Here is a 24,338-nt window from a genome sequence, read left to right as displayed (position 1 = left end):
CAAGCCGGCCCCTGGAGCCCCTGGCGGGCGCGGCGAGGCGCGGGGTGTGCGCCGCCATGCAGACCTGGGTCCGACCCGACCCGGGCTCGGCTCGCCCCAGGGCCGTCGCGGGCCCAACTCCGGCTCCCATCCCATCCCGGCTGGCCCCGCTCCAGGCCGGGCCCACGAGATCGCGGACCGCAGCGTCCCCGGTGCGGCGCGGACGAGGTGTGCGGCGCAGTCGACACGGCCGCGGACGACCGGACTCGCCACCACCCGAACCTCGCAGACGACCACCCCGCCGTGAACACACCCACGAACCACCACACACTCACCTCACCGGCACCACCACACTGACCCCCGACCTCGTACCGCCGTCTTCGGTGAGAAAAACTTCTGTATATCCTATGTCCGAACATAAAAGTGACGCACATCACTGCAAACGCATGGTACGCTTGCTAGACTGTTTGGCGAATCGGGTTCCCTAATCCGGTCCGGTATCCGATCAAGTGGTGGAGAGTGAGGGACATGCTGCCGTCAGGAAGATGAGCCAATCAGTTTCTAACGCGAGGCGGCTGCCGTAGATGCTGGTGGGAGCGTCTCTGATGACTTGGCGCGGCGTGCGCCGAAAATGTGATGTTTGAAACACTCGTGATTGTGTGCAGAATAATGAGTTTCAATCCGTTTGCGCTGGCGCGAAATAAGAAAGCGGGAACCGCGAGATCAGAAGGCGGTAACATCCGTCGTGGACGAATCATCATTCCACCGATGGCGACGATACCGGCGCCGGTCATCGAATTGAAGAGAGCCTACTACGGGGAAGATCGACGGGATGCGACAGTGGAACCGCACGAGGAGATGAGGGTCAGAAGGAATGCTTGATTTACTTGGGGAAAAGCGCGGCTCACAAGTATCGAGTGTTCTCGATGAGCCGCCGACTGTTCGCGAACTGAAAAGTCACTCAAAAAAATACTTTCAGTCCTGGCTGAGGCGGCGCGAGTGGCTACTTCGTAAAGTTCATCGACTCGAGTATATTGGCAGTGACAGGACTACTTTGAAATGCACCTTGTCATATGATGTGGATCTCCTTCGTTTCAAGGGGATCTTAGGGAATGTTCAATCTGTTCGCGATCGGAACTGCCCTCGTATGCTGCTGCCGCTGGATGTCATGGATGATCGTCCGTACATGACGAACGAACTTGAAAGTTGTTGGAAGCAGCAGATGTGTCTGGCCACGCGTCGGGAGACGGCTAGGTTTGTTACCTTCCTGTTCTTCGGATTCCTGGCGACTCGCTACGAGAATACGCATATAAATGTTTTCTCGAATCTGAACGATTCGAGGGCGAGGAAGATGTATGACGGTTTTCTGAGCGGTTCGGCGGAGGACTTCGATAAAAATATGTTCATCACCCTGGGGTATGTGGATAAGGCTGCGCTCGAAAAGTACGAATTAGTTGCCCTCGAAGAAATGAGCACATTGAAGGCAATGGTGGCCTGGCTGAGAGAGTCAACGTTCGTACTCCTGAGTGTTCCGGTGGATGAGACCGCCAGGGCGCGCATAAGGTTCTCCTACAGTACGAACAGGTACAGCACGAGTAGGGGAGAGGGTAGGAAAAAGGGTATTTGGAACTGGCTCGACAAATTTGGTATTACGACCTCATTGATCCTCCTTGTTCCCGCAGCGAACAGGAACGATGACGACAGTCTCGGCACTCATGTGCGATTAATGGTGCCAACGGGCATGCGAGTCGATAATATCGTATGTAAATCTAATGGAAACAATATTTCCGTCGATTATGACAGGTCGATCAGTGTACGCTGGAACGGGGAGGTTGTATCCATTGATGTGTCACCGTTGCCGTCTCGACCCGATTTCGATGTGTTCATTTATATGAGCCCTAAGCGCGCGGTATTCACGGTCCCCGCGTTCGTCGCATGTCTGGTTTCTTATATAATAGGTCAATTCGTGCTACGCTGGATTGTGTTGGTAGAAAAAATAACCCAATTCCCTGGACAGTCCGTAACTCCCATGGCGTCCCTAATTCCAGCGTTCGTTGCCTCCTATGTCATTATTGCGCGAGAGCATGATATGCTTAGTTTTGCTCTGGGATTCCGTCGGTCCATGCTGGGTGTGGGGGCGGTCTCCTCGATAATTTTCTCAGTGTTCCTGGCTCTGGGCATGTCCGACGGCGCTGCTGGAACTACCATGCGCATTGGCCTGCTTGTTTATGTGGGCCTGCAGTTGGGGTTATTGCTGTTCTTCTTGTTCGACATCTTACGTATTGAATTATGGCGTCGGAAATCGCCGAACATTAATAGGTGGATCGCTTCCTTCGTCGCGATCGGGGTTATTATGTGGGTCGTGGCATGCGTATACAACACTATAATGCTGCTGTGACTACGGGGACGTGAACGGGTTCGTGGTCGCGGCGGGACTGGCCGCGGGGGCGGGCCTGGCGGCCTCGCTGGGGGCGGGGGCGATCGAGCGCCGGGCCGCGCGGTGGTTCCTGCCCGACCGGCGGGCCGATCCGCCGGGCTCGGACGCGGGAGCCGGCCGGACCCGGGCCCCGGGATGGATCGGCTGGGACCGGGCTCCGGAACGGGCCAGCCGGACCCGGGCCCCACAACGGACCGACCGGGACCGGGTCCCGAGCCGCGATCCGGCTCCGCGGAGCCAGGCTCCGCCCGCGAAACCGGCTTCCGCAACGAGCCCGCCATCCACGGCTCCCCGCGACCAGGCGATGCTGGGCGGCCAGGTCCGCCCCACTGACCAGAGGCCTGCCACTCCCCGCGGTCAGGCGGTGCTCGTCCTCGGGCACGCCGACGCCGGACCCCGCGCCGGCCGGATCAACCGCCGCAGGATCGCCCGGGGCCTGGCGGCCTTGGAGGCGGACGGCGTCCTCATCGTCTCCGGGGGAGCGGTCGCCGGGCGCCGCAGCGAGGCCCGGCTCCTGGCCGACGCCGCCCGCGACGCCGGATACCGCGACCTGATCGCTTTGGAGGAGGCCTCCCGCTCCACCTGGGAGAACGTGGCGAACTCGCAGGCCCTCCTGGAGCCCCGAGCGCGGATCGTCATCGTCTCCGAGCCCGTGCACGCCGCCAAGGCCCGCGCCCTCCTCGCCGCCCAGCGCCCCGACCTCGCGGCGCGGCTGGTCGCCGACCCCAATCCGGCGCCCCGCCTGGCCAATCCCTGGCGGGTGGGTCTGGGACTGATCGACCTGCTGCTCTCGCGCCGGGTCGCCGGCTGGGCGCAGGACTCGGCCCGGGGGCTGGCCGGGCTGCGGCGCCTGGCGGCCCTCCGCCGCTGAGCGAGCCGGGGAGCCCCGATGAGGGAGTGCGGGCCGCTGACCGGGGACGTCCGTCGCTGAGCGAGCCGGGGAGCCCCAGGTACCAGGCGACCTCGACGGTGATCGGGGGCCTCCGCCGTTGGGCGCGCTGAGTCGCCCGCTTCCGGTCGCGGGCGGAGCTCGGGAGACGATCGCGGTGGGCATCGGCGGGTGCGGGCTGCTTCCGACGGAACTCAAACCTCTGCGCCGGGCTCAGCGCGGGAGCAGCGCCCGCTTCCGGTCGCGGGCGGGACGGAGAACGAACGGCGGAGCGGGCCCGGCGGTGGGGCGCCCGCCGCCGTCGGCCCCTCCAGACCCCTCAGCCGCCCAGGCCCGCCACGAAGCCCCCGAGCCGCTCCAGGCCCTCGGCCAGCTCCTCGCGCCCGGCCGCGTAGGACAGGCGCACATGCGTACTCCCCGTGGCCGGGCCGAAGTCCCGCCCCGGCGTCAGCGCCACGTGCGCCTCCTCCAGGGCCCGCTCGCAGAAGGTCCACGCGTCCAGGCCCGTGCCCGTGACGTCGAAGTAGGCGTAGAAGGCGCCGTCGGGCCGCACCGGCACCGGCAGGCCGATCCGCTCCAGGCCGTCCAGGACGAGCCCGCGGCGCGCGAGCAGCTCCAGGCGCCGGTCCTCGCAGGCCGCCAGCGCCTCGGGCGTGAAGCAGGACAGCGCCGCCATCTGCGTGGGGGTCGAGGCGCACAGGAAGAAGTTGACGGCCAGATTGTCGGCCGGGGTGAGCAGCTCCTCGGGCAGGATGAGCCAGCCCAGGCGCCACCCGGTCATCCCGAAGTACTTCGAGAAGGAGGACACGATAATGGCCTCGGGGTCGGCCTCCAGGGCGGTGCGGGCCGGCGAGCCGTCCGGGGCCGGATCGGCCAGGGACAGGTAGATCTCGTCGACGATCCGCCAGGCCCCGCGCTCGCGCGCCGCCTCGCAGATGGCGGCCAGCTCGGGGAAGGGGATGGTCGTGCCGGTCGGGTTCGACGGCGTGGCCACCTGCACCGCGCTGGTGCGCCCGGTCCAGGCCGCCAGCGTCGTGGCGAGGTCGAGCTGGTAGCGGGCGGCCGGCGTCGTGGGGGCCAGGACGACGCGGCCCCCGAAGGTGTCGACGAGCTCGCGGTTGCAGGGGTAGCAGGGGTCGGCCATGACGACGTCGTCGCCCGCCTCCGTCGTCAGCGCCGTGGCCAGCAGCAGCCCCGCCGAGGCCCCCGCCGTGATGAGCACCCGCCGCGGGTCGACGTCGACGCCGTGGCGGGTGCGGTACAGGCCGGCCACGGCCCGGCGCAGCGCGGGCAGGCCCGCGGCCGGGGTGTAGGGCAGGGCGCGTCCGTCCATGGTGGCGCGCATCGCCTCGTGGACACCCGGCGGGGCGCCGAAGGAGGGCTCGCCCAGGCTGAGCTTGGCGATGCGGATCCCCCGGGACTCCAGCTCCCGTGCCCGGGCGCCGATGCTCATGGCGTGGAAGGGCTGTGCTCGTACGGCTCGCTGCGCGATCTTCATGGGTGCTCCTGGGGTCGGGGCGCCTGCCATCAGGCTCCGCGGTGCCAGGGTAGGACGCAACCGGCGCCCGTGGGGGCGGCCGGGCGCAGGAGGGCGGGCATATCGTCGTCGACGGCCGGATCCCGGAAGGTGCGCGGAAGGGCGGATGATCCGGTCCCGGTGAGAGACGGGCCGGGCGCGGCGGCGGGGCGAGCCGCGGGACCGAGGCGCCCGCCCGCGGGCCGGCCGGACCGATCCCGATTGTGACCGGGGCCGCTCGTTGTGGTTAACTTGCCGCGTTTCATGACGGACGCCACACGACCGATACCCAGGTGATGCCCCCTATGCTCCCGACGCTTGCCCCCTGCGCCGCCGCGCTCAGCCCGCTCACGGCCGACGTCACCGGCGACGTCGGCGGAGGGGAGGCGAACCTCGAGCTGCCGGACCTGAGCGGCGTCGTCGTCGGCCTGGGGCTGGGCGGGCGGGCGCTGCTGCTGATCGGCCTGGCCGTGTGCCTGGCCGGGCTCGGCTTCGGCGTGTTCACCTTCGTGCGCCTGCGCCGGGCGGCCGTGCACGACTCCATGCTGCGCGTCGCCGAGCTCATCTACTCCACCTGCAAGGCCTACCTGCTGCGCCAGGGGCGCTTCCTGCTGGTGCTGTGGCTGTTCATCACCGCGGTCATCGTCGTCTACTACAAGGCGCTGGTCGGCTTCGGGTGGTCCCGGGTCGGCGTCGTCGTGCTCTTCTCCCTGCTGGGCATGGGCGGCTCCTACGCCGTCGCCTGGTTCGGGATCCGGGTCAACACCTTCGCCAACGCCCGCGCCGCCTTCGCCTCCCTGCGCGGCAAGCCCTACGACGTGCACGAGATCCCGCTGCGCTCGGGCATGAGCATCGGCATGGTGCTCATCAGCCTCGAACTGCTCATGATGCTGACCATCCTCCTGTTCCTGCCCGCCGACGTGGCCGGGGCCTGCTTCATCGGCTTCGCCATCGGGGAGTCCCTGGGGGCCTCGGCCCTGCGCATCGCCGGCGGCATCTTCACCAAGATCGCCGACATCGGCGCGGACCTGATGAAGATCGTCTTCAAGATCGACGAGGACGACCCGCGCAACCCCGGCGTCATCGCCGACTGCACGGGCGACAACGCCGGCGACTCGGTGGGCCCCAGCGCCGACGGCTTCGAGACCTACGGCGTCACCGGCGTCGCCCTGGTCACCTTCGTCCTGCTGGCCGTGCCCGACCCGGCCCTCCAGGCCAGGCTGCTGGTGTGGATCTTCACGGTGCGCGCCGCCATGATCCTGGCCGCCTGGGCGGCCTACGCCATCAACAAGACCTGGGTCCGCCTGCGCTACGCCGACGCCGAGAGGATGAACTTCGAAACCCCCCTGACCACGCTCGTGTGGCTGACCAGCGCCCTGTGCATCGTCCTGACCTACGCGGCCACCTGGCTGGTCCTGAGCGGTCTGGGCGCCGGCCTGTGGCTGCGCCTGGCCACCATCATCACCTGCGGGACGCTGGCCGGGGCCCTCATCCCCGAGCTGGTCAAGGTCTTCACCTCCACCGCCTCCCAGCACGTGCGCGAGACGGTCCGCTCCTCGCGCCAGGGCGGGGCCAGCCTCAACATCCTCTCCGGCGTCGTCGCCGGCAATTTCTCCGCCTTCTGGCTGGGCATCACGGTCGTGGGCCTCATGGGCGCCGCCTTCGTCCTGTCCGGCTCCGGCCTGGAGTCGTTCATGGCGGCCCCGGCCGTCTTCGCCTTCGGCCTGGTCGCCTTCGGCTTCCTGGGGATGGGGCCGGTGACCATCGCCGTCGACTCCTACGGCCCGGTCACCGACAACGCCCAGAGCGTCTACGAGCTCTCCCGCATCGAGGACATCGACGACGTCGACGCCCAGATCCGCCGAGACTTCGGCTTCGCCCCCCGGTGGGAGCGGGCCAAGTACCTCCTGGAGGACAACGACGGCGCCGGCAACACCTTCAAGGCCACCGCCAAGCCCGTCCTCATCGGCACCGCGGTCGTGGGCGCCACCACCATGATCTTCTCCATCATCATCGGCCTGACCGACCACCTGAGTCGCGGCATCGAGAACCTGTCCCTCATGCACGCCCCCTTCCTCCTGGGCCTGATCGCCGGGGGCGCCGTCGTCTTCTGGTTCTCCGGGGCCTCCATCCAGGCGGTCACCACGGGCGCCAACCGGGCGGTGGCCTTCATCAAGAAGTCCATCCACCTGGACGCCGGGGCGCAGCGGGCCTCGGTGGAGGACTCCCGCAGGGTGGTCGAGATCTGCACCCAGTACGCCCAGCAGGGGATGCTCACCATCTTCCTGGCGGTCTTCTTCATCACGCTGTCCCTGGCCTTCGTCGAGCCCTTCCTGTTCATCGGCTACCTGGTGTCGATCGCGGTCTTCGGCCTGTACCAGGCGATCTACATGGCCAACGCCGGGGGCGCGTGGGACAACGCGAAGAAGGTCGTCGAGGTCGACCTGCACATGAAGGGCACGGCCCTGCACGACGCCTCGATCGTCGGCGACACCGTCGGGGACCCCTTCAAGGACACCTCGTCGGTGGCGCTCAACCCCATTATCAAGTTCACGACCCTCTTCGGCCTGCTCGCCGTCGAACTCGCCGTCAGCCTGTCCGCCCAGGGGATGGGGACGATGGTGCACGTCCTGGCGGCGGTCTTCTTCGCCGTCGCCCTGATCTTCGTCCACCGGTCCTTCTACGCCATGAGGATCCCGGCCGGCACGGGCGACGACGTCGACGAGACCGCGGCGGGGGAGAGGGAGATCACGGAGGTGCGCTCATGAGGATCGCCATCAAGTACGACTCGGTCGAGATCTCGTCCGGCGGGCGCGTGGCCGGGCACGAGGCGGGCGACACGCTCGTGCGCCGTCTGCTGCGGATCTTCCCCGGGTCGGTGGTCATCGGCCCCGCCGCCCGGCGCAGCCAGGACTTCGACGTCGTGCCCCTGGAGATGATCGACCCCGGTGACCTCGTGGTCATCAACATGGAGGCGGTGGACTCCCCGCACATCTGGCGCGTCCTGTCCCAGAGCTCGCCGGGGGCCGAGCCGCGGATCATGAACTTCGTGTGGCGCTCGGTGCCCTCGGCCGCCCCGGACGTCCACACGGCGACCCTGGCGCTGTCCTGCGCCCTGTTCCCGACCTTCGCCGACTCCCAGCGCACCGCCAACGAGATCGGCGACCTCATGTCGAGGTGGACCGCCCAGCGCCTGTACGAGCGGGCCCGGCTGTCGTGGGTGAACCTGGGCTTCCGTCTGGACCACATCCAGCCGCGGGTGTACACGCAGGTGCCGATCGTCCTGTATCCGTCGATCTACCTCAGCCGCCGCAAGCACCCCGAGCAGTTCTTCCGCGTCCTGGAGCAGGTGCGCAAGGCGGTGCCCCTCAGGGTCGAGATGCGCCTGCAGGAGGACAGCCTCGTCTCGGAGGCCGCCATGGACATCTCCCAGCGGGACTGGGTGTGGATGGGGCCGCTCACGGCGACCCGCCAGTCCTACTGGGAGGCGCTGGCGCGCACGACGGCGTTCCTGGCCACCGCCGAGGAGGTGTCCTACGGCCTGCTCTACGTCGAGGCCCTGGGGGCCGGGGTCATCGGCGTCCTGCCCGACCGCGAGTGGGCCCGCGCCCTGGTGCCGCGGACCTACCCGTTCATCTACCGGGACCTGGACGAGGCGGCGGCGATGCTCACGCGGGCGCTGCGCGAGCCGGAGGCGTGCCGCCGGGAGATGGACGCCGCCGCGGGCGGCTCCTTCGCCCAGTGGATCGCCGAGCACCACTCCGACGACGCCTTCGACAAGGCGATCGTCGCCAATGTCAAGACGTGGTTCGGGGGCTGAGCCGGTTCGCGCCAAGTGTCCGGCCCGTCACAGCCCGCCCTGGGGTAGTCTCGTGCCGTGGCGCCGTCGCGCGCGACGCCCTCCCCGCCCCCTTAGCTCAGCGGTTAGAGCAGCGAGCTTATACCTCGTCCGTGCCTGATAAGCACATGGTCCCGGGTTCGAATCCCGGAGGGGGTACTGGCCCCCGGGGCCCGCCGGTGAGCGCCGTGTTCCCTCGACCCTGGAGACCAGGCCCCCGTGGTGAAATCGGCAGACACAGCGACCTTAAAAGTCGCCGCCTTAGGGCATGCGGGTTCGAGACCCGCCGGGGGCACGCGATCCCGGGCAGGAGATCCCGTCCTCCTGCGGCCCGGCCCACCCCGCTGTGCTTCGACGCAGTCACCGGGCCAAGGGGCGCGCCGGTCAGTTTCTGATGTGTCCGGCGTCGGAGGTGTCCAGGGAGCGCGTCACCACGCCGTTGCTGTTCACAATCATTGTCGGGCCGTTGGTCGAGGCGACCACGACGGCGGTATCGGCCTGGGCGGCGTGCAGTGCGATATCGGCCGCGTGGAACTGCTTCTGCAAATAACCGTAGGCCGCGTCATTGAGGGGCACGTACGCCACGTCGCTGCCGCTCAGGCGGCCGACGACGTCCGGGTAGTGCATGTCGTAGCAGATGTAGGCGGTCACGTGCTGGTCCCCGAGTTCGACGATACTGCGCGAGGCGCGCGACACGCCCAGCTCCTCGTCCGGGGCGATGTGCTGCTTGTAGTTGGCGAGAACGGCCTCGCCCGTCGAGCCGTCCACGACGACGGTCTTCTTGTAGACCCCTCTGCCGTTGAACTCCACCGTGTGGTAGACGATATTGACGCGCAGCTCCGCGGCGGCGTCGGCCACGCGCCGCTGGGCGGATTCGGGGATCGAGTTCTCCGGCCACACGACGGTCGTGGGCTGCGCGTGGTCCCCGCCCAGCGCCTCGCGCGTCATGTCGATCAGGTCGCTCACGTCCTGCTCGGTGGCCGGCGCGTCGACGCCGCCCTCGGTCATCGCCTGCAAGGCGATCACCGGGGGGATCGGTTTGGCGGGAAGGCTCTGGGAGATCGCGTTCAGCCCGATCACCGAGGCGATCACCGCCGCGCCCGCCGCCAGCGCCGCCAGTGGGCCCCGGCGCACGAACGCCGCCGCCACCGTCATACCGCCCGCCAGCACCACCGCCTCCAGCACTGTCTCGCCGCCGAATCCTCCGAGCCAGATCAGCCCGCTGTTGCGCCACACGCTGTAGCCCAGGTGCGGCAGCCACCAGTCCTCGGTCACCGGCATGCGCAGTCGCAGCCAGGTCAGCGCCAGCCAGAGAAGGGCGAACAGCGGCCACACCAGCCGGGTCCCGATCCTCTCGCGCAGGGCCGCCAGCTGGAACAGGTTCGCCGTGAGCAGCGCCCAGCCGATACTCGCCGCGAATGCCACGCCGAACGACATGAAGTTGTAGTACCAGTACGTCGTCGGCACCAGCCACGCCAGCGTGAAGACCGTGCCGACCGCGTACGCCCGCCGGGCCGGGACCGTCCGCAGCAGCCAGAACACCGCCGCCATCGCGACCACCGCCGGCAGCTGCAGCGCCCAGTGCCGCGCGAAGGCCGTCGCCGCCAGCACCCCGCCGGACGCGATGGCCAGCGAGCAATCCCTCATCAGGCGGCCCCGATCGTCGTCGTGGCGCCGCTGCGCGCGTGCCGCGGAGTCGGGGAGGTGGAATCGCATATCGGTCGTCCTTGTCGTCCGGGGGCTGTTCGCGGGGGCGCGTACGGTTCTTCGGCGGCCCACGCGCCGAGCCGGACGGTCCGATCCGGAAAAGGCCCGGGTTTCCGGGCGAGGCGTCTCAAGGCGCAGAATGCCGGAGCGGATGGTAGCACGACGAGTCGGGAGGGCGGGACGGCGCCGCCTACGCCCCCGGTCCCGCCTGGCCGCCGCCGTTGGTGCGGATGAGGGAGACCGTGGGCGCGGGCCGGATGCCGTGGGGCGCTGTTGCCGGTCGTGTGCGCGTCCACGGGAGCGGCCGCGAGCGCCCGAGGGCGGGAAAAGGTGGCTCCCGCATACTTTTAAGGGTCCTCCACGGCGCCGGGCGATTCGGAATCGGCGTCATTGCGCCGTTTCTGCGACCCGCTGCTCCGGGACGGGGTGTTAAAGGTATGCGGGAGCCACCTTTTCCCGCGGCCGAACTACGACAATTAGGAGCGACGCCTTGTCGGTGGCGGTGTTGTCGCTTATTGTTTGGGTCGGTGGGGCCGGAATACGGATGCGTTGGGGCGGGTGGGGCTCCTGGGACCGGATCGGGTGGAAGCGTGTCCGAATCTGTTGCAAAGGCGTCCCGGGCCGGGACCGGCCGCGAAGGAAGGCGCGGAATATCAACGATTCTTCTCCGGCTTCCCGGTGAGATCCGGGCCTTTGCAACAGATTCGGACATCGCCGGTCCGAACGCCGTCGGGGAGGGTCGCCGACCCCGCCCCAACGCGCCCGGTCATGCGTGGTCTCCGACGAGGGCGTCGCCCACGCCCCTGCGGCGTCCCCGGGCTGGCGGGCGGCGGTTCAGTAGCCTTGCTTCCCATGAGCCAGTCCAACGGGTCCGAGCCCGTCACCGAGCCCCTCACCGTCGCCGACGTCGTCGCCCTCCTCCAGGCCGCCGCCCCGCCCGGGCTCGCCGAGGACTGGGACTCCAACGGCCTCATCTGCGGCGACCCGGCCGAGCCCGTGCGCACCGTCCTGCTCGCCGTCGACCCGCTGACCGCCGTCGTCGACGAGGCCATCGAGCGCGGCGTCGACATGGTCATCACCCACCACCCCCTCTACCTGCGCGGCACCGACCACGTCGCCGCCACCGACCCCAAGGGCCGCTGCGTCCACCGGCTCATCCGCGCCGGCATCGCGCTGGCCAACGCCCACACCAGTCTCGACGCCGCGCACGGGGGAGTGGCCGACGCGCTCGCCGCCCGCGTCGGCCTGCTCGGCGCGAGACCCCTGAGCCCGAGCCGCCTCGACCCCGCCCAGGGCATCGGTCGGATCGGCGAGCTCGAGCACCCCGCCCGGCTGCGCGACCTCGCCGCCGCCGTCGCCGCCGCCCTGCCCGACTCCGCGCCCGGCCTCCTCGTCGGCGGGGACCCGGACGCCACCGTCGAGACGGTGGCCGTCTCAGGCGGGGCCGGGGACTCGCTGCTGGCGGCCGCGCGCGAGGCCGGCGCCGACGTCTTCCTCACCGCCGACCTGCGCCACCACCCCGCCACGGATCACCTGGAGGGCGGCCGCCCCCACCTCCTGTGCGGCACCCACTGGGCGACCGAGTGGGTGGGCCTGCCCCCGCTGGCGGCCCGGCTCGAGGCCGCCGCGGACGAGCGGGGACGTAGACTTGAGGCGTACGTCTCCGAGGTCGTCACCGACCCGTGGACCCTGCGTCTGAGCACCGGCTCATGACGCCCGCAGAACTCCAGACCTCGGCCAGCAGCGAAGGACCACAGCCGTGACGAGCGCCCCCCTCAGCCAGCAGCGACTGCTCATCGACCTCCAGAGCCTCGACTCCCGACTCGCCCGTCTGAGACACGAGCGCAAGCACCTGCCCGTCCTGTCCCGCATCAAGGACACCGTCGAGCGCCTCAAGGCCAACCGGCGCGCGGCCGCCCTCGCCGACGGGGCGCTCGCCGAGGCCAGGAAGGGGGCCACGCGCAGCGAGGACGAGGTCGACCAGGTCACGCGGCGCGCCGCCATCCTGCGCGAGCGCCTGTCGTCGGGCACGGCCAACCCCCGGGACCTGACCGCCATCCAGGGGGAGCTCGACCAGCTCGGCCGACGCCGGGCGGTGCTCGAGGACGCCCAGCTCGCCGCCGTCGAGGCCCTTGAGAGCGCCCAGAGGAAGGTGCGCGATCTCGCCGCCGAGGAGAGCGAGATCCGCAGCGCCGGGCGCGAGCTGACGGCCGAGCGCGACTCCGCCTTCGCCCGCATCGACGCCGAGATCGACCGGCTTGATCGTGAGCGCGCCGAACTGGCCGGAACCATCGACCTGGCGCTGCTCGACGAGTACGACGCGGTCCGGGCCGCCACCGGGGGCCTGGGGGCCGTCGCCCTCCACGGGCGCCGGCTCGAGGGCGCCCCGATCCAGATCAGCCCCATGGAGTACTCACGGATCGCCGCGGCCCCCGCCGACGAGATCATCCACGCCGAGGAGAACGACGTCATCATTGTGCGCATGGACATCTGATGCGCGGCGCGGCCGGGCGCCCGCGGGGCCCCGAGGGGCGGCGCGCGGCGGGGCCGATGAAGTCGGCTGCGGCGGGGCGGGCGAGGCGGTAGAGTGCTGGGCGCGGACGAGCCGACCGGGCGGCCGCGGTACCGCGGGGCGACCCGCGGGTCGAGGAACGTCCGGGCTCCACAGAGCAGGGCGGTGGCTAACGGCCACCCGGGGCGACCCGCGGGACAGTGCCACAGAGAACAGACCGCCGGCCCCGGCCGGTGAGGGTGAAACGGTGGGGTAAGAGCCCACCAGCGCCGCGGGCGACCGCGGCGGCTCGGCAAACCCCGCCCGGAGCAAGACCGCGCAGCAGGCGCCCGAGGGCTGCTCGTCCGAGCCTGCGGGTAGGTCGCGCGAGCCCGCCGGCAACGGCGGGCCAAGATGAATGGTCGCCACCGCCGCGCCGGTAACGGCGGGTGGCAACAGAACCCGGCGTACAGGTCGACTCGTCCGCCCCCGCGGGGGCCTCGGCGGTGCGGGCGCCCGCGGATACGGGCGGGTGGGGCGTTCCGCCGTGCTGTCGGCCTCCGGCGACGGCGGACCGGACCGCTGAAAGCGGCTTCACGCAAGCGCGACGGCGCGAGCGGTCACTCGGCCTTGACGTACACCTCGTTACCATAGGTGCTGACGGCGAACAAGCCGTCCTTCACGCCGTCCTTGGGGACGAGGAAGGTGAAGTAGCCCGTGATGCTGCCGCCATCGCGGGGCTCGGTCTGCATGGTGAAGGAGTCGTTCGAGATGTCACTGGACGACGCGGTGGCGTTGCCGCCATTCACGTAGTCGATGTGGAGGCTGTAGGGGCTGAACTTGCCAGAGCCGTGGTAGGTGGCCTTGACCTTGAGGCGGATGTAAACCTGGTCCGCGGAGGGCGTCTCGAAGACGTAGGGCTGACCCTCCCTGACCGCCTGCGTGGCGTCCCACTGGACCTCCTCGAAGGAGACGTCCAGGGTCGCGTCCGGGTTGTCGTAGGACACGTTGTCGAAGGTGATGACGTCCTGCATGGTGGCCGGGTTGTTCATGGTGGTGCCCCTGCCGCCGTTATTAGTGCCGCCGGTCGGATCGCTGGTCGGGCCCCCGGTCGGCTGGCTGTGCGTCGAGCCGCCCTTGCCGGTGCTGGTGCCGCCGCCCTTCTCGTCGTCGTCCTTGTTGAGGTTGAGGGCGACGACGACGCCGACCGCGACGAGCGCGACGACCACGACGGCGATAATGGTCCAGAACCACCACTGCTTGGTCACCGGCTTGTCCGGTGAGCCGCCCGCGGGGTTGCCGACGCCGCCCGGCTGCCAGCTCGCCTGGGGGTCCGCGGGCATGCCCGGGCCCTGGTAGGGCTGGTTCTGGTAGGGCGTCGGGGCCTGCGCGTAGTCCATGCTCGCCGCGTAAGGGCTCGCCGAGGAGGCCGAGGAGGTGGACGGGGCGGCGGACATGCCGCTGGGGGCGGACATCATGGGGTTGGGCGAGCTCATCGGCCCGGAGGCGTAGTCCCCGCTGGGCGCCGAGACCGGGGCCCCCGTGGGGTCGGCGACAGGGGCGGAGGAGCCCGTGGACACGGCCTGCGTCGGCGCCCAGGTCGGGTCCGAGCCGGAGGCGGACTGGGGGGCGGAGGCGTTCGGGTCTCCGGTCGCCGAGTCGTCGACCCACAACTGCCAGCCCTCGGGCGCCGGGCCCCAGGCCGGGTCTGGCTGCCAGCCGGCCGGGGGCACGAAGCCGTCGGGCGGCGCCGGCCAGTTCGGCGGGGGGTTGAAGCGCAGTGCCATGAAGACCTCCGGAGGGGTGACAGGATATGGGGTGCGACTGACGTCGCCCGAGAGAGAATCTACACCCCGGTGCGGGGGTGTCACGAGGACTGCTCGCAATCCTACTCGGGGGAGTGCTCTCCACGACACCCCGGTCCGGGCTCGGGGGCGGGGCCGGACCAGTTCGGGCTCGGGGGCGGGGAGCCGGGGCGGACTCGAAGGATCGGGCCGGGGCGGGCTTTCAGGGAAGGGTCAGGACATCGGCGCCGTCCTCGGTGACCACCAGCGTGTGCTCGAACTGGGCGGTGCGCGAGCGGTCCCTGGTCACCACGGTCCAGCCGTCGTCCCACTGCTCCCAGTCCTGGTCCCCCAGGGTCAGCATCGGCTCGATGGTGAACACCATGCCCACCTCCATGACGGTGCTGTAGGCGGGGGCGGCGTCGTAGTGCGGGATGATGAGCCCGGAGTGGAAGGCCTCGCCGACGCCGTGACCGGTGTAGTCGCGCACGACCCCGTAGTCGAAGCGCTTGGCGTACTTCTCGATGACGCGGCCGATGACATTGATCTCACGGCCGGGGCGCACGGCCCGGATGCCGCGCTCCATGGCGGTGCGGGTGCGCTCGATGAGGGCGGCGGTCTCGGGGTCGACCCGGCCGACGGGGAAGGTGGCGTTGGTGTCGCCGTGGACGCCGTCGAGGTAGGCGGTCACGTCGAGGTTGATCAGATCGCCCTCGGCCAGCACCGTGGAGTCCGGGATGCCGTGGCAGATGACCTCGTTGACCGAGGTGCAGATCGACTTGGGGAAGCCCATGTAGCCCAGGCAGGACGGGTAGGCGCCGTGGTCGCACATGTACTCGTGGGCGATGCGGTCCAGCTCGTCGGTCGTCACGCCGGGGGCGATGGCGGCGGCGGCCTGCGCCAGGGCGCGGGCAGCGATCCGGCCGGCGGCCCGGATGCGCTCGACGGTCTCGGCGTCCTTGACGTCGGAGGCCGTCACCCGCTCGGGCCCGTCGTGGAACATGTACTCGGGACGGGGGATCGACCCCGGGACGTGGCGGTCGGGACCGAGCCGTCCCTTCGTGAGCGTGCCCCGCGGGGCGCGATCGGCCAAGGAGCGCGGTGAGTCGGCGGACATCATGGGGCCAGCATAGGAGGGTCCGACGCCGTCGCGGCGCGCCCGCCCCGCCCGCGCCCCGTCTACGATGAGCCGGTGAGCGCCATCCACTTCGTGCGTCACGGGCGCACCGTCCTCAACGAGCAGCGCCGGACCCAGGGGTCCAGCGACTCGCCCCTGACCCCCGAGGGGCGCCGCGGGGCGCGCGCGACCGCCGAGCACCTGGGCCGCCTCCCGCTGGTGCGCGCCTACCTCAGCCCCCAGGGGCGCGTGGGGCGGACCGCGGACATCCTGCTGGCCGGCAGGCCCGACGTCGAGCGGACGACCCTGGACGGGCTGCGCGAGTACGACTACGGGATCTACGACGGCGGGCCGGACGAGGTCATGCTCCGGGCCCTGGATCCCGCCCGCCACCTGCCCGGGGTGCTCAGCGGCGTCCACCCCGGGGCGCCCGGCGGGATCGGCGCCGCCGACTACCTCGCCCACATCGACGCCGCCCTGGCCCGCATCGTGGCGGACCTGCGCGAGGACGCGCGCGCCGGGCGGCCGGACGCCCGGGTCCTCGTCGTCTCCCACGGCATGACGCTCATGACCCTGCTGGGCCGCTGGGTCGGCGTGGAGATCTTCTCCATGGCCCCCATGGCGAACTGCTCGGTCACGACCGTCGAGCTCGACCCCGACCGCCCCCGGGAGCCGACCCTGGTGTCCTGGGCCGTGGATCCGGGCGACCAGGGCGTCACCTTCGAGACGCGGGACATGGCGGACGCCTTCGCCGGCGTCGTCCCCGTCCCCATCGACTGGTCCCACCCGCAGGAGCCGGTCTGAGGGGACCCGGCTCCGGCGCGTCCGCGGTCCGGGCCCGGCGGGCACGACGGCGGGCGCGGCTCGTTCCGAGGCCCGCTCCGGCGGGCGGGCTCTCGAACTCAGGAGTCGAAGGAGTGCTCCGACGTCGGGAACGACCCCTCGCGCACCGCGTCCCCGTACGCCTGCGCCGCCTGACGCAGGGCCAGACCGACCCGGCCGAACCGGCGGGCGAAGCGCGGCGCCCAGTCCGTCATCCCGGCCATGTCGGTCCACACGAGCACCTGGCCGTCGCAGCGCGCCCCCGCGCCAATGCCGATCGTGGGGATTGCGAGCAGCTCGGTGATCCGCGCGGCCACCGGCTCGGGCACCATCTCCAGGACGATCGCCACGGCGCCGGCCTCGGCCAGCGCCACGGCGTCGGCCACGAGCGCCTCCGCGGCCTCCTCCCCGCGCCCCTGCACCCGGAAGCCGCCCAGCCTGTTGACCGACTGGGGGGTGAAGCCGAGGTGGCCGACCACCGGGATGCCGGCCTCGCCGAGCGCTCGGACCGTGCGCGCGCGCGGGCGCCCGCCCTCGAGCTTGACGGCGTTGGCCCCCGCCTTCATCAGGCGCACGGCGCTGGCCAGCGCCTGGGCGGGGCCGGCCTCGTAGGTGCCGAAGGGCAGGTCGGCGACCACGAGCGCCCGCGCCGTCGCCCGGGCCACCGAGCGCGTGGCCACGACCATCTCGTCCAGCTCCACCGGCAGGGTCGTGTCGTGGCCGAGCATGACATTGCCGATCGAGTCGCCCACCAGCAGCATGTCGGTGCCGGCCTCGTCCAGGATGCGGGCGGTGACGGCGTCGTAGGCGGTGAGCATGGTCAGCCGCTCCCCGCGCTCCTTGGCCCGGGTCAGGTGGTGGACCCGCACCGGGCGCGCGGGCCGTGCGCCGGGGGCCGGGGCCGCCGGTCCGTAGGGGGAGGCGGCGTCGGAGGGGCCCGCCGGGGAGTCTGGTGCGCAGGTCATGGCCGCAGCCTACTTGGCCGCCCGCCGGGCCGCCGTCGCGCACCGGGACTCGCCGCGCCCGCGGCCCGCCGGCGCCCCGCCGGGTGTCGCGCAACCTGTCCGACACGCGCGCGCGGCATGATGGCCCGGCACGACCCGAGCCCGAGGAGGGTCCCGAGCACGGACAAGGAAGGTCCCGAGCAATGGACAAGCAGCAGGAGTACGTCCTCAGAGCCATTGAGGAGCGCGACATCCGCTTCATCCGCCTGTGGTTCACCGACGTGCTCGGCCAGCTCAAGTCGGTGGCCATCGCCCCGGCGGAGGTCGAGGGCGCCTTCGAGGAGGGCATCGGCTTCGACGGCTCGGCCGTCGAGGGCCTGACCCGCGTCTTCGAGTCGGACATGCTGCTGGCCCCCGACCCCTCCACCTTCCAGCTCCTGCCGTGGCGCTCGGGCACCAACGCAGTGGCCCGCATGTTCTGCGACGTGCTCACCCCCGACGGCGAACCCGCCCGCACCGACCCGCGCGCGGTCCTGGAGCGCCAGCTCGCCCGCGTCGCCGAGGCCGGCTTCACCTGCTACGTCCACCCCGAGATCGAGTTCTACCTCGTCGAGCGCGACGCCGACGGGCGCATCCGCCCCACCGACCACGCTGGCTACTTCGACCACGTGCCCGGCGGCACCGCCCACGAGTTCCGCCGCCGCGCCATCCTCATGCTCGAGCAGATGGGCATCTCCGTGGAGTTCTCCCACCACGAGGGCGGTCCCGGCCAGAACGAGATCGACCTGCGCTTCGCCGACGCCCTGTCCATGGCGGACAACATCATGACCTTCCGCACCGTCGTCGAGGAGGTGGCCCTCCAGGAGGGCTGCTCGGCCACCTTCATGCCCAAGCCCTTCGTGGGCCGGCCCGGCAGCGGCATGCACACCCACTTCTCCCTGTTCGAGGGCGAGCGCAACGCCTTCCACGACCCGGCCGGCCAGTACCAGCTCTCCGCGACCGGGCGCGCCTTCATCGCCGGGCTGCTGCGCCACGCCCGCGAGATCACCGCCGTGACCAACCAGCACGTCAACTCCTACAAGCGCCTGTGGGGCGGCGACGAGGCCCCCAGCTACATCTGCTGGGGCCACAACAACCGCTCTGCGCTGGTGCGCGTGCCCATGCACAAGCCCGGCAAGGCCCAGGCCTCGCGCGTGGAGTACCGCGGCATCGACTCCTCCGCCAACCCCTACCTGGCCGTGGCCGTCATCCTCGCGGCCGGCCTCAAGGGCATCGAGGAGGACTACGAGCTGCCCGCCGAGACCGAGGACGACGTCTGGCTGCTGTCCGACGTCGAGCGCGGCGCCCTGGGCATCGGCGAGCTGCCCACCTCCCTGAAGTCCGCCGTCGTGGCCATGAGCGGCTCCGACCTCGTGGCCGACACCCTGGGCGAGAACGCCTTCGAGTTCTTCCTGCGCAACAAGCGGCGCGAGTACAGGGCCTACGACGCCCAGGTCACCGACTTCGAGCTCGGCCAGTTCTTCCCGCGGATCTGAGCGGCCATGGTCGATCCAGCGCCGACGCCGCCCCTGGGCGGCCGCCGCCCGCGCTCCCTGCGCTCGCGCCTCCTGGCCGCCGGGGTGTCCGACTCCGGCCGCGCCCTGGCCTGCCTGGGCGACCCGGCCCTGACCCGGCTCCTGCCGCCCGCCGGGGCGGACGACCCGGGGGCCCCGGCGCACGCCCTCGCCGGGGCCCTGGCGGCCACGGCCGACCCCGACCTGGCGCTGCTGAGCCTGGTCCGCCTCGCCCGGGCGGTCGACGACGGCGCCGGGGGGCCCGCCGGGGCCGGGACCGAGGCGGACAACGGCGATGCCGGCACCGGCAATACCGCTGACGGCGGCACCGGCACCGAGGCTGCCGACGCCGGGGCCGGCGACGGCGCCGGGCCGCGGGATTCCCCCCGCCGCCTGCTCGCCCGCCTCCTGCGCCGCGCGCCCGATGCCGCCGCCCGGGCCGCGCCCCGCCCCGACTGGGCGCCCGCGCCGGTCGGGGAGGACGCCCCCGACGAGCAGCTGCGCCACCTCCAGCGGCTCCTGGCCGTCCTGGGCAGCTCCAGCGCCCTGGGCGACTTCCTCACGGCCCACCCCGAGGGCCTGGCCGCGCTGGCCCCCGCCCGAGCCCCCGACGCCCCCGGGCTCCCCGACGCCCGCACCGCCCTGCGCGCCGCCGTCACCGGGGCCCTCGGCCGCCCCGCCGCCGAGGGCGGCCCGGGCAGCGAGGGCGGCCCCGGCGATACCGGCGGCGGCGCGGATGGTGCCGGGGCCGTCCCCGACGGCCCGGGCGCCGGCCCCGCCGCCGGGACCGGCACCGCCGACCGGGACGCCGTCGCCCGCGCCACCAGCGCCCTGCGCACGGCCTACCGCAACCGCCTGCTGGGCATCGTCGCCGACGACCTGACCAGCCCCGACCCCTACCAGCACGTCGAGACCGTCGGACGCCGGATGAGCGACCTGGCCGACGCCGCCCTCGACGCCGCCCTGCTCATCGCCCGCCGCGCCGTCGGACCGCCCGCCCGCGACACCGCCCTGGCCGTCATCGCCATGGGCAAGACCGGGGCCCGCGAGCTCAACTACATCTCCGACGTCGACGTCGTCTACGTCGTCGCCCCCGCCGAGGGCCGCCAGGTCCCCGAGGAGGAGCTGCTGGCCGCCGGCACCGCCATCGCCACCGAGCTCGCCGCCGTCGTGTCCTCCACCGGCGCCGAACCGCCCCTGTGGCCGCTGGACACCGGGCTGCGCCCCGAGGGCAAGGACGGCGCCCTCGTGCGCACCCTCGCCTCCCACGTCGCCTACTACCAGCGCTGGGCCGCCTCCTGGGAGTTCCAGGCCCTGCTCAAGGCCCGCGCCGCCGCCGGCGACGAGGCCCTCGGCCGCGCCTACGAGCAGGCTGTCGCCCCCTTCATCTGGAGCGCCAGCCTGAGGGACAACTTCGTCGACGACGCCCGCGCCATGCGCCGCCGCGTCGAACGCGCCTCCGAGCCCCGCGACGGGCGGGACCGGCGCATCAAGCTCGGCCCCGGGGGCCTGCGCGACGTCGAATTCACCGTCCAGCTCCTCCAGCTCGTCCACGGACGCGGCGACCAGACCCTGCGCGTGCGCCCCACCCTCACCGCCCTGCGGGCCCTGAGCGACGGCGGATACGTCTCGCGCGGGGCCGCCGGGGCCCTGGGCGACGGCTACCGGGTCCTGCGCCTGCTGGAGCACCGCAGCCAGCTCCACCGGCTGCGCCGCACCCACGACCTGCCCGACTCCGACGCCGACCTGCGCCGCATCGGCCGCGGAATCGACCGGATCGCCCTGAACGACCCCGACACCCTGCGCGAGGCCTTCCGCGCCGCCCGCCGCCAGGTCCGCTCCCTGCACGAGGAGATCTACTACCGGCCCCTCCTGGGGGCCGCCGCCGGCCTCACCGCCGACGAGATGACCCTCACCCCCCGCGCCGCCGGCGAGCGCCTGGCCGCCGTCGGATACCGCGACCCCGCCGGGGCCATGCACCACATCCAGGCGCTCACCGAGGGGGTCAGCCGCCGCGCCGCCATCCAGCGCCAGCTCCTGCCCGTCATCATCGGCTGGCTCGGGGAGGGGCCCGACCCCGACTCCGGACTGCTGTCCTTCCGCACTCTCTCCGAGAAGATCGGCGGCTCCCACTGGTACCTGGCCATGCTGCGCGACTCCCCGGTCGCCGCCCGCCGACTGTGCCACGTCCTGTCCGGCGCCCGCTGGACCACCGACCGCCTCGCCGAGCGCCCCGAGTCCATCGCCTGGCTCGACGACGACGCCGAGCTCCAACCCCGCGACGCCGCCGCACTGCGGGAGGAGGCCTGCCACATCCTGCGACGGCGCTCCCTGCACGCCTCCGACGCCGCCGACCCCGAGCACGAGGCGCGCGAGGCCATGCAGGCCGTCATGAGCCTGCGCTCGCGCGAACTGCTGCGGGCTGCGCTCGCGGACTCCCTCGACGGGCTCGACCCCGCGCGCACCGCCGCCATTCTCACCGCGGCCGCCGACGCCGCCCTGGAGGGGGCGCTGGGGATCGCCACCGCCCTGGTCATCGCCCGGCGCGACGGGGCGCGGGCGCTGGCCGACGGGCCGGACGAGCGGGGGCGCTGGGCGGCGGCCAGGGCCGATCACGCGATCATCGCCATGGGCAGGCTCGGCGGGGCCGAGACCGGCTTCGCCTCCGACGCCGACCTGCTCTTCGTGCACCGGCCGCGGGACGGGGCGACCGGGGCGTCCGAGACCGCCGCCGAGGCCGCGGCGGCCGAGGCGGAGGAGGTCGCCAGGACCGTGGTCGGGCTCCTGGCCGGGGCCAGACCCCACCCGCTCACGGCCGACGCGGACCTGCGCCCCGAGGGCCGGCGGGGCCCGATGAGCCGGTCGCTGGACTCCTACCGGGAGTACTACGGGCGCTGGGCCCGGACCTGGGAGAGGCAGGCGCTGCTGCGCGCCCGGCCCTGCGCGGGCGACGAGGACCTGGCCCGGGCCTTCACCGACCTCATCGACCCCCTGCGCAGGCCCCGCGAGGGGCTGGAGCCGCAGGCGCTGCGCGAGATCCGACGGCTCAAGGCGCGCATGGAGTCCGAGCGCCTGCCGCGAGGCGCGGACCCCGCGCTCCACCTCAAGCTCGGGCCGGGGGGACTGAGCGACGTCGAATGGGTCGCCCAGATCCTCCAGCTCTCCCACGCCGGGACCCACCCGGGGCTGCGCACCACCTCGACCATCGGCGCACTGGAGGCCGCGGCCCGCGACGGGCTCATCGACGCCGAGGACGCGCGGCGGCTCACCGCCGCCTGGCAGCTGGCCACCCGGGTGCGCGCCGCCAATGTCATCGGCACGGGCCGGGACGGGGGCGCGCGCATCGACCTCCTGCCCTCCGACCCGCTGGAGATCCGCGTGGTGGGACGGCTCCTGGGCCTGGAGCCCGGCCGGGAGCGGGACCTGGAGGACCTCTACCGCAAGACGGCGCGCCACGCCCGGCTGGTCGCCGAGCGGATCCTCTTCGGCGGGGCCGGGGCCGCCGGGGGGAGCGCCACGGCGGGGGCCGCGACCGCGCCGTCACCGCCGAGCGCGGCAGCGCCACCGCCGGGCGTGTCGGTGGCGGCTCCGCCAGCCGGCCCGCCCGGGGCCGCCGCTCGGCGCGGATCCGGGTCGCCCCCGGGCGGCACCGGCCCGGCGGCGTCGCCCGGGCGTTCGACGCCGAAACCGGCCTCGGCGCCGACTCCGCCGTCGGCCCCGGGGAGGACTCCGCCGTCGGCCCCGGGGCAGGCCCTGCCAGCCCCGGCGTCACCGGGCGGCAGGCGACGGCGGCAGAACCGCGGCCCCTACCCCTGGTCGTGAGCGAAGGCGGCCCGGTCGCGCCCGCCCTGGCAGGATGGGGGCGTGAAACTCCTCCTCGTCCGCCACGGCCGCACCATCGCCAACATTATGGGGGCCCTCGACACGGCCTACCCCGGGAACCCGCTCGACACCGTCGGACACGAGCAGGCGGCCTCCCTGCCCGGGCGCCTGGCTGAGACCGGCGACCTGGACGCCATCTCCTCTCTGTGGGTCTCGCCGATCGAACGGACCCGTCAGACCATCGCCCCCGTCGAGGAGGCCACGGGGCTGACGGCGCGGATCCGCTCGGGGCTGCGCGAGGTGCTGGCCGGGGACCTGGAGATGAACACCGATGCGGAATCGGTGGTCTGCTACACGGACACGACCCGCGCCTGGATGATCGGGCGCCTCCACTGCCGACTGCCCGGATCTCCGGAGAACGGCAGAACCACCTTCGCCCGCTTCGACGGCGTGGTGGACGAGATCGCCCGGGCGACCGATCCGGACGGGACGGCCCTGCTCGTGGCTCACGGCACGGTGCTGCGCCTGTGGACGGCGCTCGCGGCGGCCGTCGGCGGGGGAGTGGAGCCCGCCTGGATCGCCGATCACCCCATGCGCAATGCGGGCGTCTCGGTGGCGGAGGGCGATCCCGAGGGCGGCTGGCGCTTGGTCAGTTGGAACGAGGGCGAGTGGCGGGCGTGAATGCCGTCGTCAGGAGAACGCGGCGGAGTTGAAATTTCAATCCCTGTCACCGTCATCAGTCTCGATCAGAGATTGGAGTTGTTGAGCGGATTCGGGAGGAAGTTCTGCAAGAAGGGGAGCGAGTGCGGAGTCGACCTCGGCCGAGTATCCACTCTGATACAATTCTCTAAATCCTGCAATAGCGACACGGAATGCCTCAGTTTGGCCATTATCCGTCAATGCCGTATGCAGTAGCCAGAAAAATGCTCTTATCGTCAGTTCGACGGCGTTGACCTGTAAGGCACGAATGCCGATGGAGGTGACAATCTTTATTGTTTGCATTGTGGCTGGAATAGATTCGGCGCATTCGAGGGATCTTTCCAGGAAATACAATATTATACTTGGGGAATCCCCTCGGGCCTGGGCAAGGGTGCCCAGGTTGTTGTAAATGGCGACCATGCCAGCCTGGTCGCCGAGTTGTTCTTTGATGTGAAGAGATCGTTCGTAGAGGTCACGGGCGGCGCCGTAGTCCTCCTGGAAGTGCGCGAGAACACCCAGCTGTTGGTAGGTGTTGGCTATGTCGGTCTGGTCGTCGAGGGTCTTGAATATGGTCAACGCCTGCTGATACTGATTATGAGCAGTGTTGTAGTCCCCCTGGTCTTGAGCGAGGGCGCCCAGCTCATAGTGGGTTTTGGCTATGCCGGCCTGGTCGCCGAGTTGTTCTTTGATGTGAAGAGATCGTTCGTAGAGGTCACGGGCGGCGCCGTAATCTCCTTGGA

The 24,338-nt window shown here is 71.3% G+C and carries 16 protein-coding genes, 2 tRNA genes and 1 other RNA gene; 13 read left to right on the top strand and 6 right to left on the bottom strand.

Annotated elements, in window-relative coordinates; all coding sequences use genetic code 11:
- Positions 1-853 precede the first annotated feature (853 nt).
- A complete protein-coding gene (locus G446_RS20020) occupies positions 854-2,377 on the top strand; it encodes a hypothetical protein (protein ID WP_156916612.1) in 1,524 nt (507 codons plus the stop codon).
- Positions 2,378-2,780: 403 nt separating this feature from the next.
- On the top strand, positions 2,781-3,287 hold the full coding sequence (locus G446_RS20350; RefSeq protein ID WP_169721282.1) for a YdcF family protein: 507 nt from the start codon (positions 2,781-2,783) through the stop codon (positions 3,285-3,287).
- Positions 3,288-3,624: 337 nt separating this feature from the next.
- Here G446_RS20350 and G446_RS0110115 read toward each other — a convergent pair whose 3' ends face one another.
- Positions 3,625-4,803 carry an aminotransferase class I/II-fold pyridoxal phosphate-dependent enzyme gene (locus G446_RS0110115; protein ID WP_026410056.1) on the bottom strand — a complete coding sequence of 393 codons (1,179 nt, stop codon included), beginning with the start codon at positions 4,801-4,803 and terminating at the stop codon, positions 3,625-3,627.
- A gap of 323 nt (positions 4,804-5,126) precedes the next feature.
- On the opposite strand from G446_RS0110115, the gene G446_RS17300 reads away from it, so the two are divergent.
- The 4 genes from G446_RS17300 (at position 5,127) to G446_RS0110095 (ending at position 8,954) form a co-directional block, all read left to right on the top strand.
- Entirely contained in the window at positions 5,127-7,589 is a 2,463-nt protein-coding gene (locus tag G446_RS17300; protein ID WP_034470048.1) for a sodium-translocating pyrophosphatase, read from the top strand.
- Positions 7,586-8,641 (top strand): glycosyltransferase, encoded by a 1,056-nt coding sequence (locus G446_RS0110105; protein WP_026410055.1) that lies wholly within the window; start codon positions 7,586-7,588, stop codon positions 8,639-8,641. Before G446_RS17300 ends, G446_RS0110105 begins: the two co-directional genes overlap by 4 nt.
- 86 nt (positions 8,642-8,727) lie before the next feature.
- A tRNA-Ile gene (locus G446_RS0110100) sits at positions 8,728-8,818 on the top strand.
- Positions 8,819-8,872: 54 nt separating this feature from the next.
- Positions 8,873-8,954: transfer RNA gene (locus G446_RS0110095), tRNA-Leu, on the top strand.
- Positions 8,955-9,043: 89 nt separating this feature from the next.
- On the opposite strand, the gene G446_RS0110090 is transcribed toward G446_RS0110095, so the two are convergent.
- Positions 9,044-10,306: a nitrilase-related carbon-nitrogen hydrolase gene (locus G446_RS0110090; protein WP_034470054.1), complete on the bottom strand. Its 1,263-nt coding sequence runs from the start codon at positions 10,304-10,306 to the stop codon at positions 9,044-9,046.
- Positions 10,307-11,218: 912 nt separating this feature from the next.
- Between G446_RS0110090 and G446_RS0110085 the strand changes: the two genes are divergently transcribed.
- From G446_RS0110085 to rnpB, 3 genes are all read left to right on the top strand, one after another.
- A complete protein-coding gene (locus G446_RS0110085; protein ID WP_026410053.1) occupies positions 11,219-12,079 on the top strand; it encodes a Nif3-like dinuclear metal center hexameric protein in 861 nt (286 codons plus the stop codon).
- 46 nt (positions 12,080-12,125) lie between these two features.
- Positions 12,126-12,860: a zinc ribbon domain-containing protein gene (locus G446_RS0110080; RefSeq protein ID WP_026410052.1), complete on the top strand. Its 735-nt coding sequence runs from the start codon at positions 12,126-12,128 to the stop codon at positions 12,858-12,860.
- Positions 12,861-12,967: 107 nt separating this feature from the next.
- An RNA gene (gene rnpB, locus G446_RS18840) (RNase P RNA component class A) lies at positions 12,968-13,343 on the top strand.
- Positions 13,344-13,477: 134 nt separating this feature from the next.
- Here rnpB and G446_RS0110075 read toward each other — a convergent pair.
- Both G446_RS0110075 and map read right to left on the bottom strand, forming a co-directional pair.
- Entirely contained in the window at positions 13,478-14,644 is a 1,167-nt protein-coding gene (locus G446_RS0110075) for a hypothetical protein (RefSeq protein ID WP_026410051.1), read from the bottom strand.
- A 220-nt stretch (positions 14,645-14,864) separates the two neighbouring features.
- Entirely contained in the window at positions 14,865-15,761 is an 897-nt protein-coding gene (map, locus tag G446_RS0110070) for a type I methionyl aminopeptidase (protein WP_026410050.1), read from the bottom strand.
- A 72-nt stretch (positions 15,762-15,833) separates the two neighbouring features.
- Between map and G446_RS0110065 the strand changes: the two genes are divergently transcribed.
- A complete protein-coding gene (locus G446_RS0110065) occupies positions 15,834-16,562 on the top strand; it encodes a histidine phosphatase family protein (RefSeq protein WP_026410049.1) in 729 nt (242 codons plus the stop codon).
- A gap of 98 nt (positions 16,563-16,660) precedes the next feature.
- On the opposite strand, the gene panB is transcribed toward G446_RS0110065, so the two are convergent.
- The gene (gene panB / locus G446_RS0110060; RefSeq protein ID WP_034470042.1) at positions 16,661-17,545 is read right to left on the bottom strand and encodes a 3-methyl-2-oxobutanoate hydroxymethyltransferase; all 885 of its coding nucleotides are present in this window, start codon (positions 17,543-17,545) and stop codon (positions 16,661-16,663) included.
- 182 nt (positions 17,546-17,727) lie between these two features.
- Between panB and glnA the strand changes: the two genes are divergently transcribed.
- The 3 genes from glnA to G446_RS0110045 are packed head-to-tail and all read left to right on the top strand — an operon-like array spanning position 17,728 to position 23,580.
- Positions 17,728-19,059 (top strand): type I glutamate--ammonia ligase, encoded by a 1,332-nt coding sequence (gene glnA, locus G446_RS0110055; RefSeq protein WP_026410047.1) that lies wholly within the window; start codon positions 17,728-17,730, stop codon positions 19,057-19,059.
- 6 nt (positions 19,060-19,065) lie between these two features.
- Positions 19,066-22,899 (top strand): bifunctional [glutamine synthetase] adenylyltransferase/[glutamine synthetase]-adenylyl-L-tyrosine phosphorylase, encoded by a 3,834-nt coding sequence (locus G446_RS17295; RefSeq protein WP_051285905.1) that lies wholly within the window; start codon positions 19,066-19,068, stop codon positions 22,897-22,899.
- A 42-nt stretch (positions 22,900-22,941) separates the two neighbouring features.
- Positions 22,942-23,580, top strand: coding sequence for a histidine phosphatase family protein (locus G446_RS0110045; RefSeq protein ID WP_026410046.1), 639 nt, complete (start codon positions 22,942-22,944; stop codon positions 23,578-23,580).
- A gap of 36 nt (positions 23,581-23,616) precedes the next feature.
- Here G446_RS0110045 and G446_RS19355 read toward each other — a convergent pair.
- Positions 23,617-24,338 (bottom strand): tetratricopeptide repeat protein (locus G446_RS19355; RefSeq protein ID WP_156916610.1); only part of this gene is annotated, 722 nt, incomplete at its 5' end.

Origin of the sequence: Actinomyces dentalis DSM 19115, assembly GCF_000429225.1 — a bacterium.
Taxonomy (GTDB): domain Bacteria; phylum Actinomycetota; class Actinomycetes; order Actinomycetales; family Actinomycetaceae; genus Actinomyces; species Actinomyces dentalis.
The sequence above is the reverse complement of the archived record's forward strand: the minus strand, read 5'-3'. Positions and strand labels throughout refer to the sequence as shown.

Coding starts and splice junctions, on each gene's coding strand:
- G446_RS0110090 (WP_034470054.1), bottom strand. CDS start 10,306: ATGAGGGATTGCTCGCTGGCCATCGCGTCCGGCGGGGTGCTGGCGGCG.
- G446_RS0110105 (WP_026410055.1), top strand. CDS start 7,586: ATGAGGATCGCCATCAAGTACGACTCGGTCGAGATCTCGTCCGGCGGG.
- panB (WP_034470042.1), bottom strand. CDS start 17,545: ATGACCTGCGCACCAGACTCCCCGGCGGGCCCCTCCGACGCCGCCTCC.
- G446_RS20020 (WP_156916612.1), top strand. CDS start 854: ATGCTTGATTTACTTGGGGAAAAGCGCGGCTCACAAGTATCGAGTGTT.
- G446_RS17295 (WP_051285905.1), top strand. CDS start 19,066: ATGGTCGATCCAGCGCCGACGCCGCCCCTGGGCGGCCGCCGCCCGCGC.
- map (WP_026410050.1), bottom strand. CDS start 15,761: ATGATGTCCGCCGACTCACCGCGCTCCTTGGCCGATCGCGCCCCGCGG.
- G446_RS17300 (WP_034470048.1), top strand. CDS start 5,127: ATGCTCCCGACGCTTGCCCCCTGCGCCGCCGCGCTCAGCCCGCTCACG.
- G446_RS0110085 (WP_026410053.1), top strand. CDS start 11,219: ATGAGCCAGTCCAACGGGTCCGAGCCCGTCACCGAGCCCCTCACCGTC.
- G446_RS0110115 (WP_026410056.1), bottom strand. CDS start 4,803: ATGAAGATCGCGCAGCGAGCCGTACGAGCACAGCCCTTCCACGCCATG.
- glnA (WP_026410047.1), top strand. CDS start 17,728: ATGGACAAGCAGCAGGAGTACGTCCTCAGAGCCATTGAGGAGCGCGAC.
- G446_RS0110075 (WP_026410051.1), bottom strand. CDS start 14,644: ATGGCACTGCGCTTCAACCCCCCGCCGAACTGGCCGGCGCCGCCCGAC.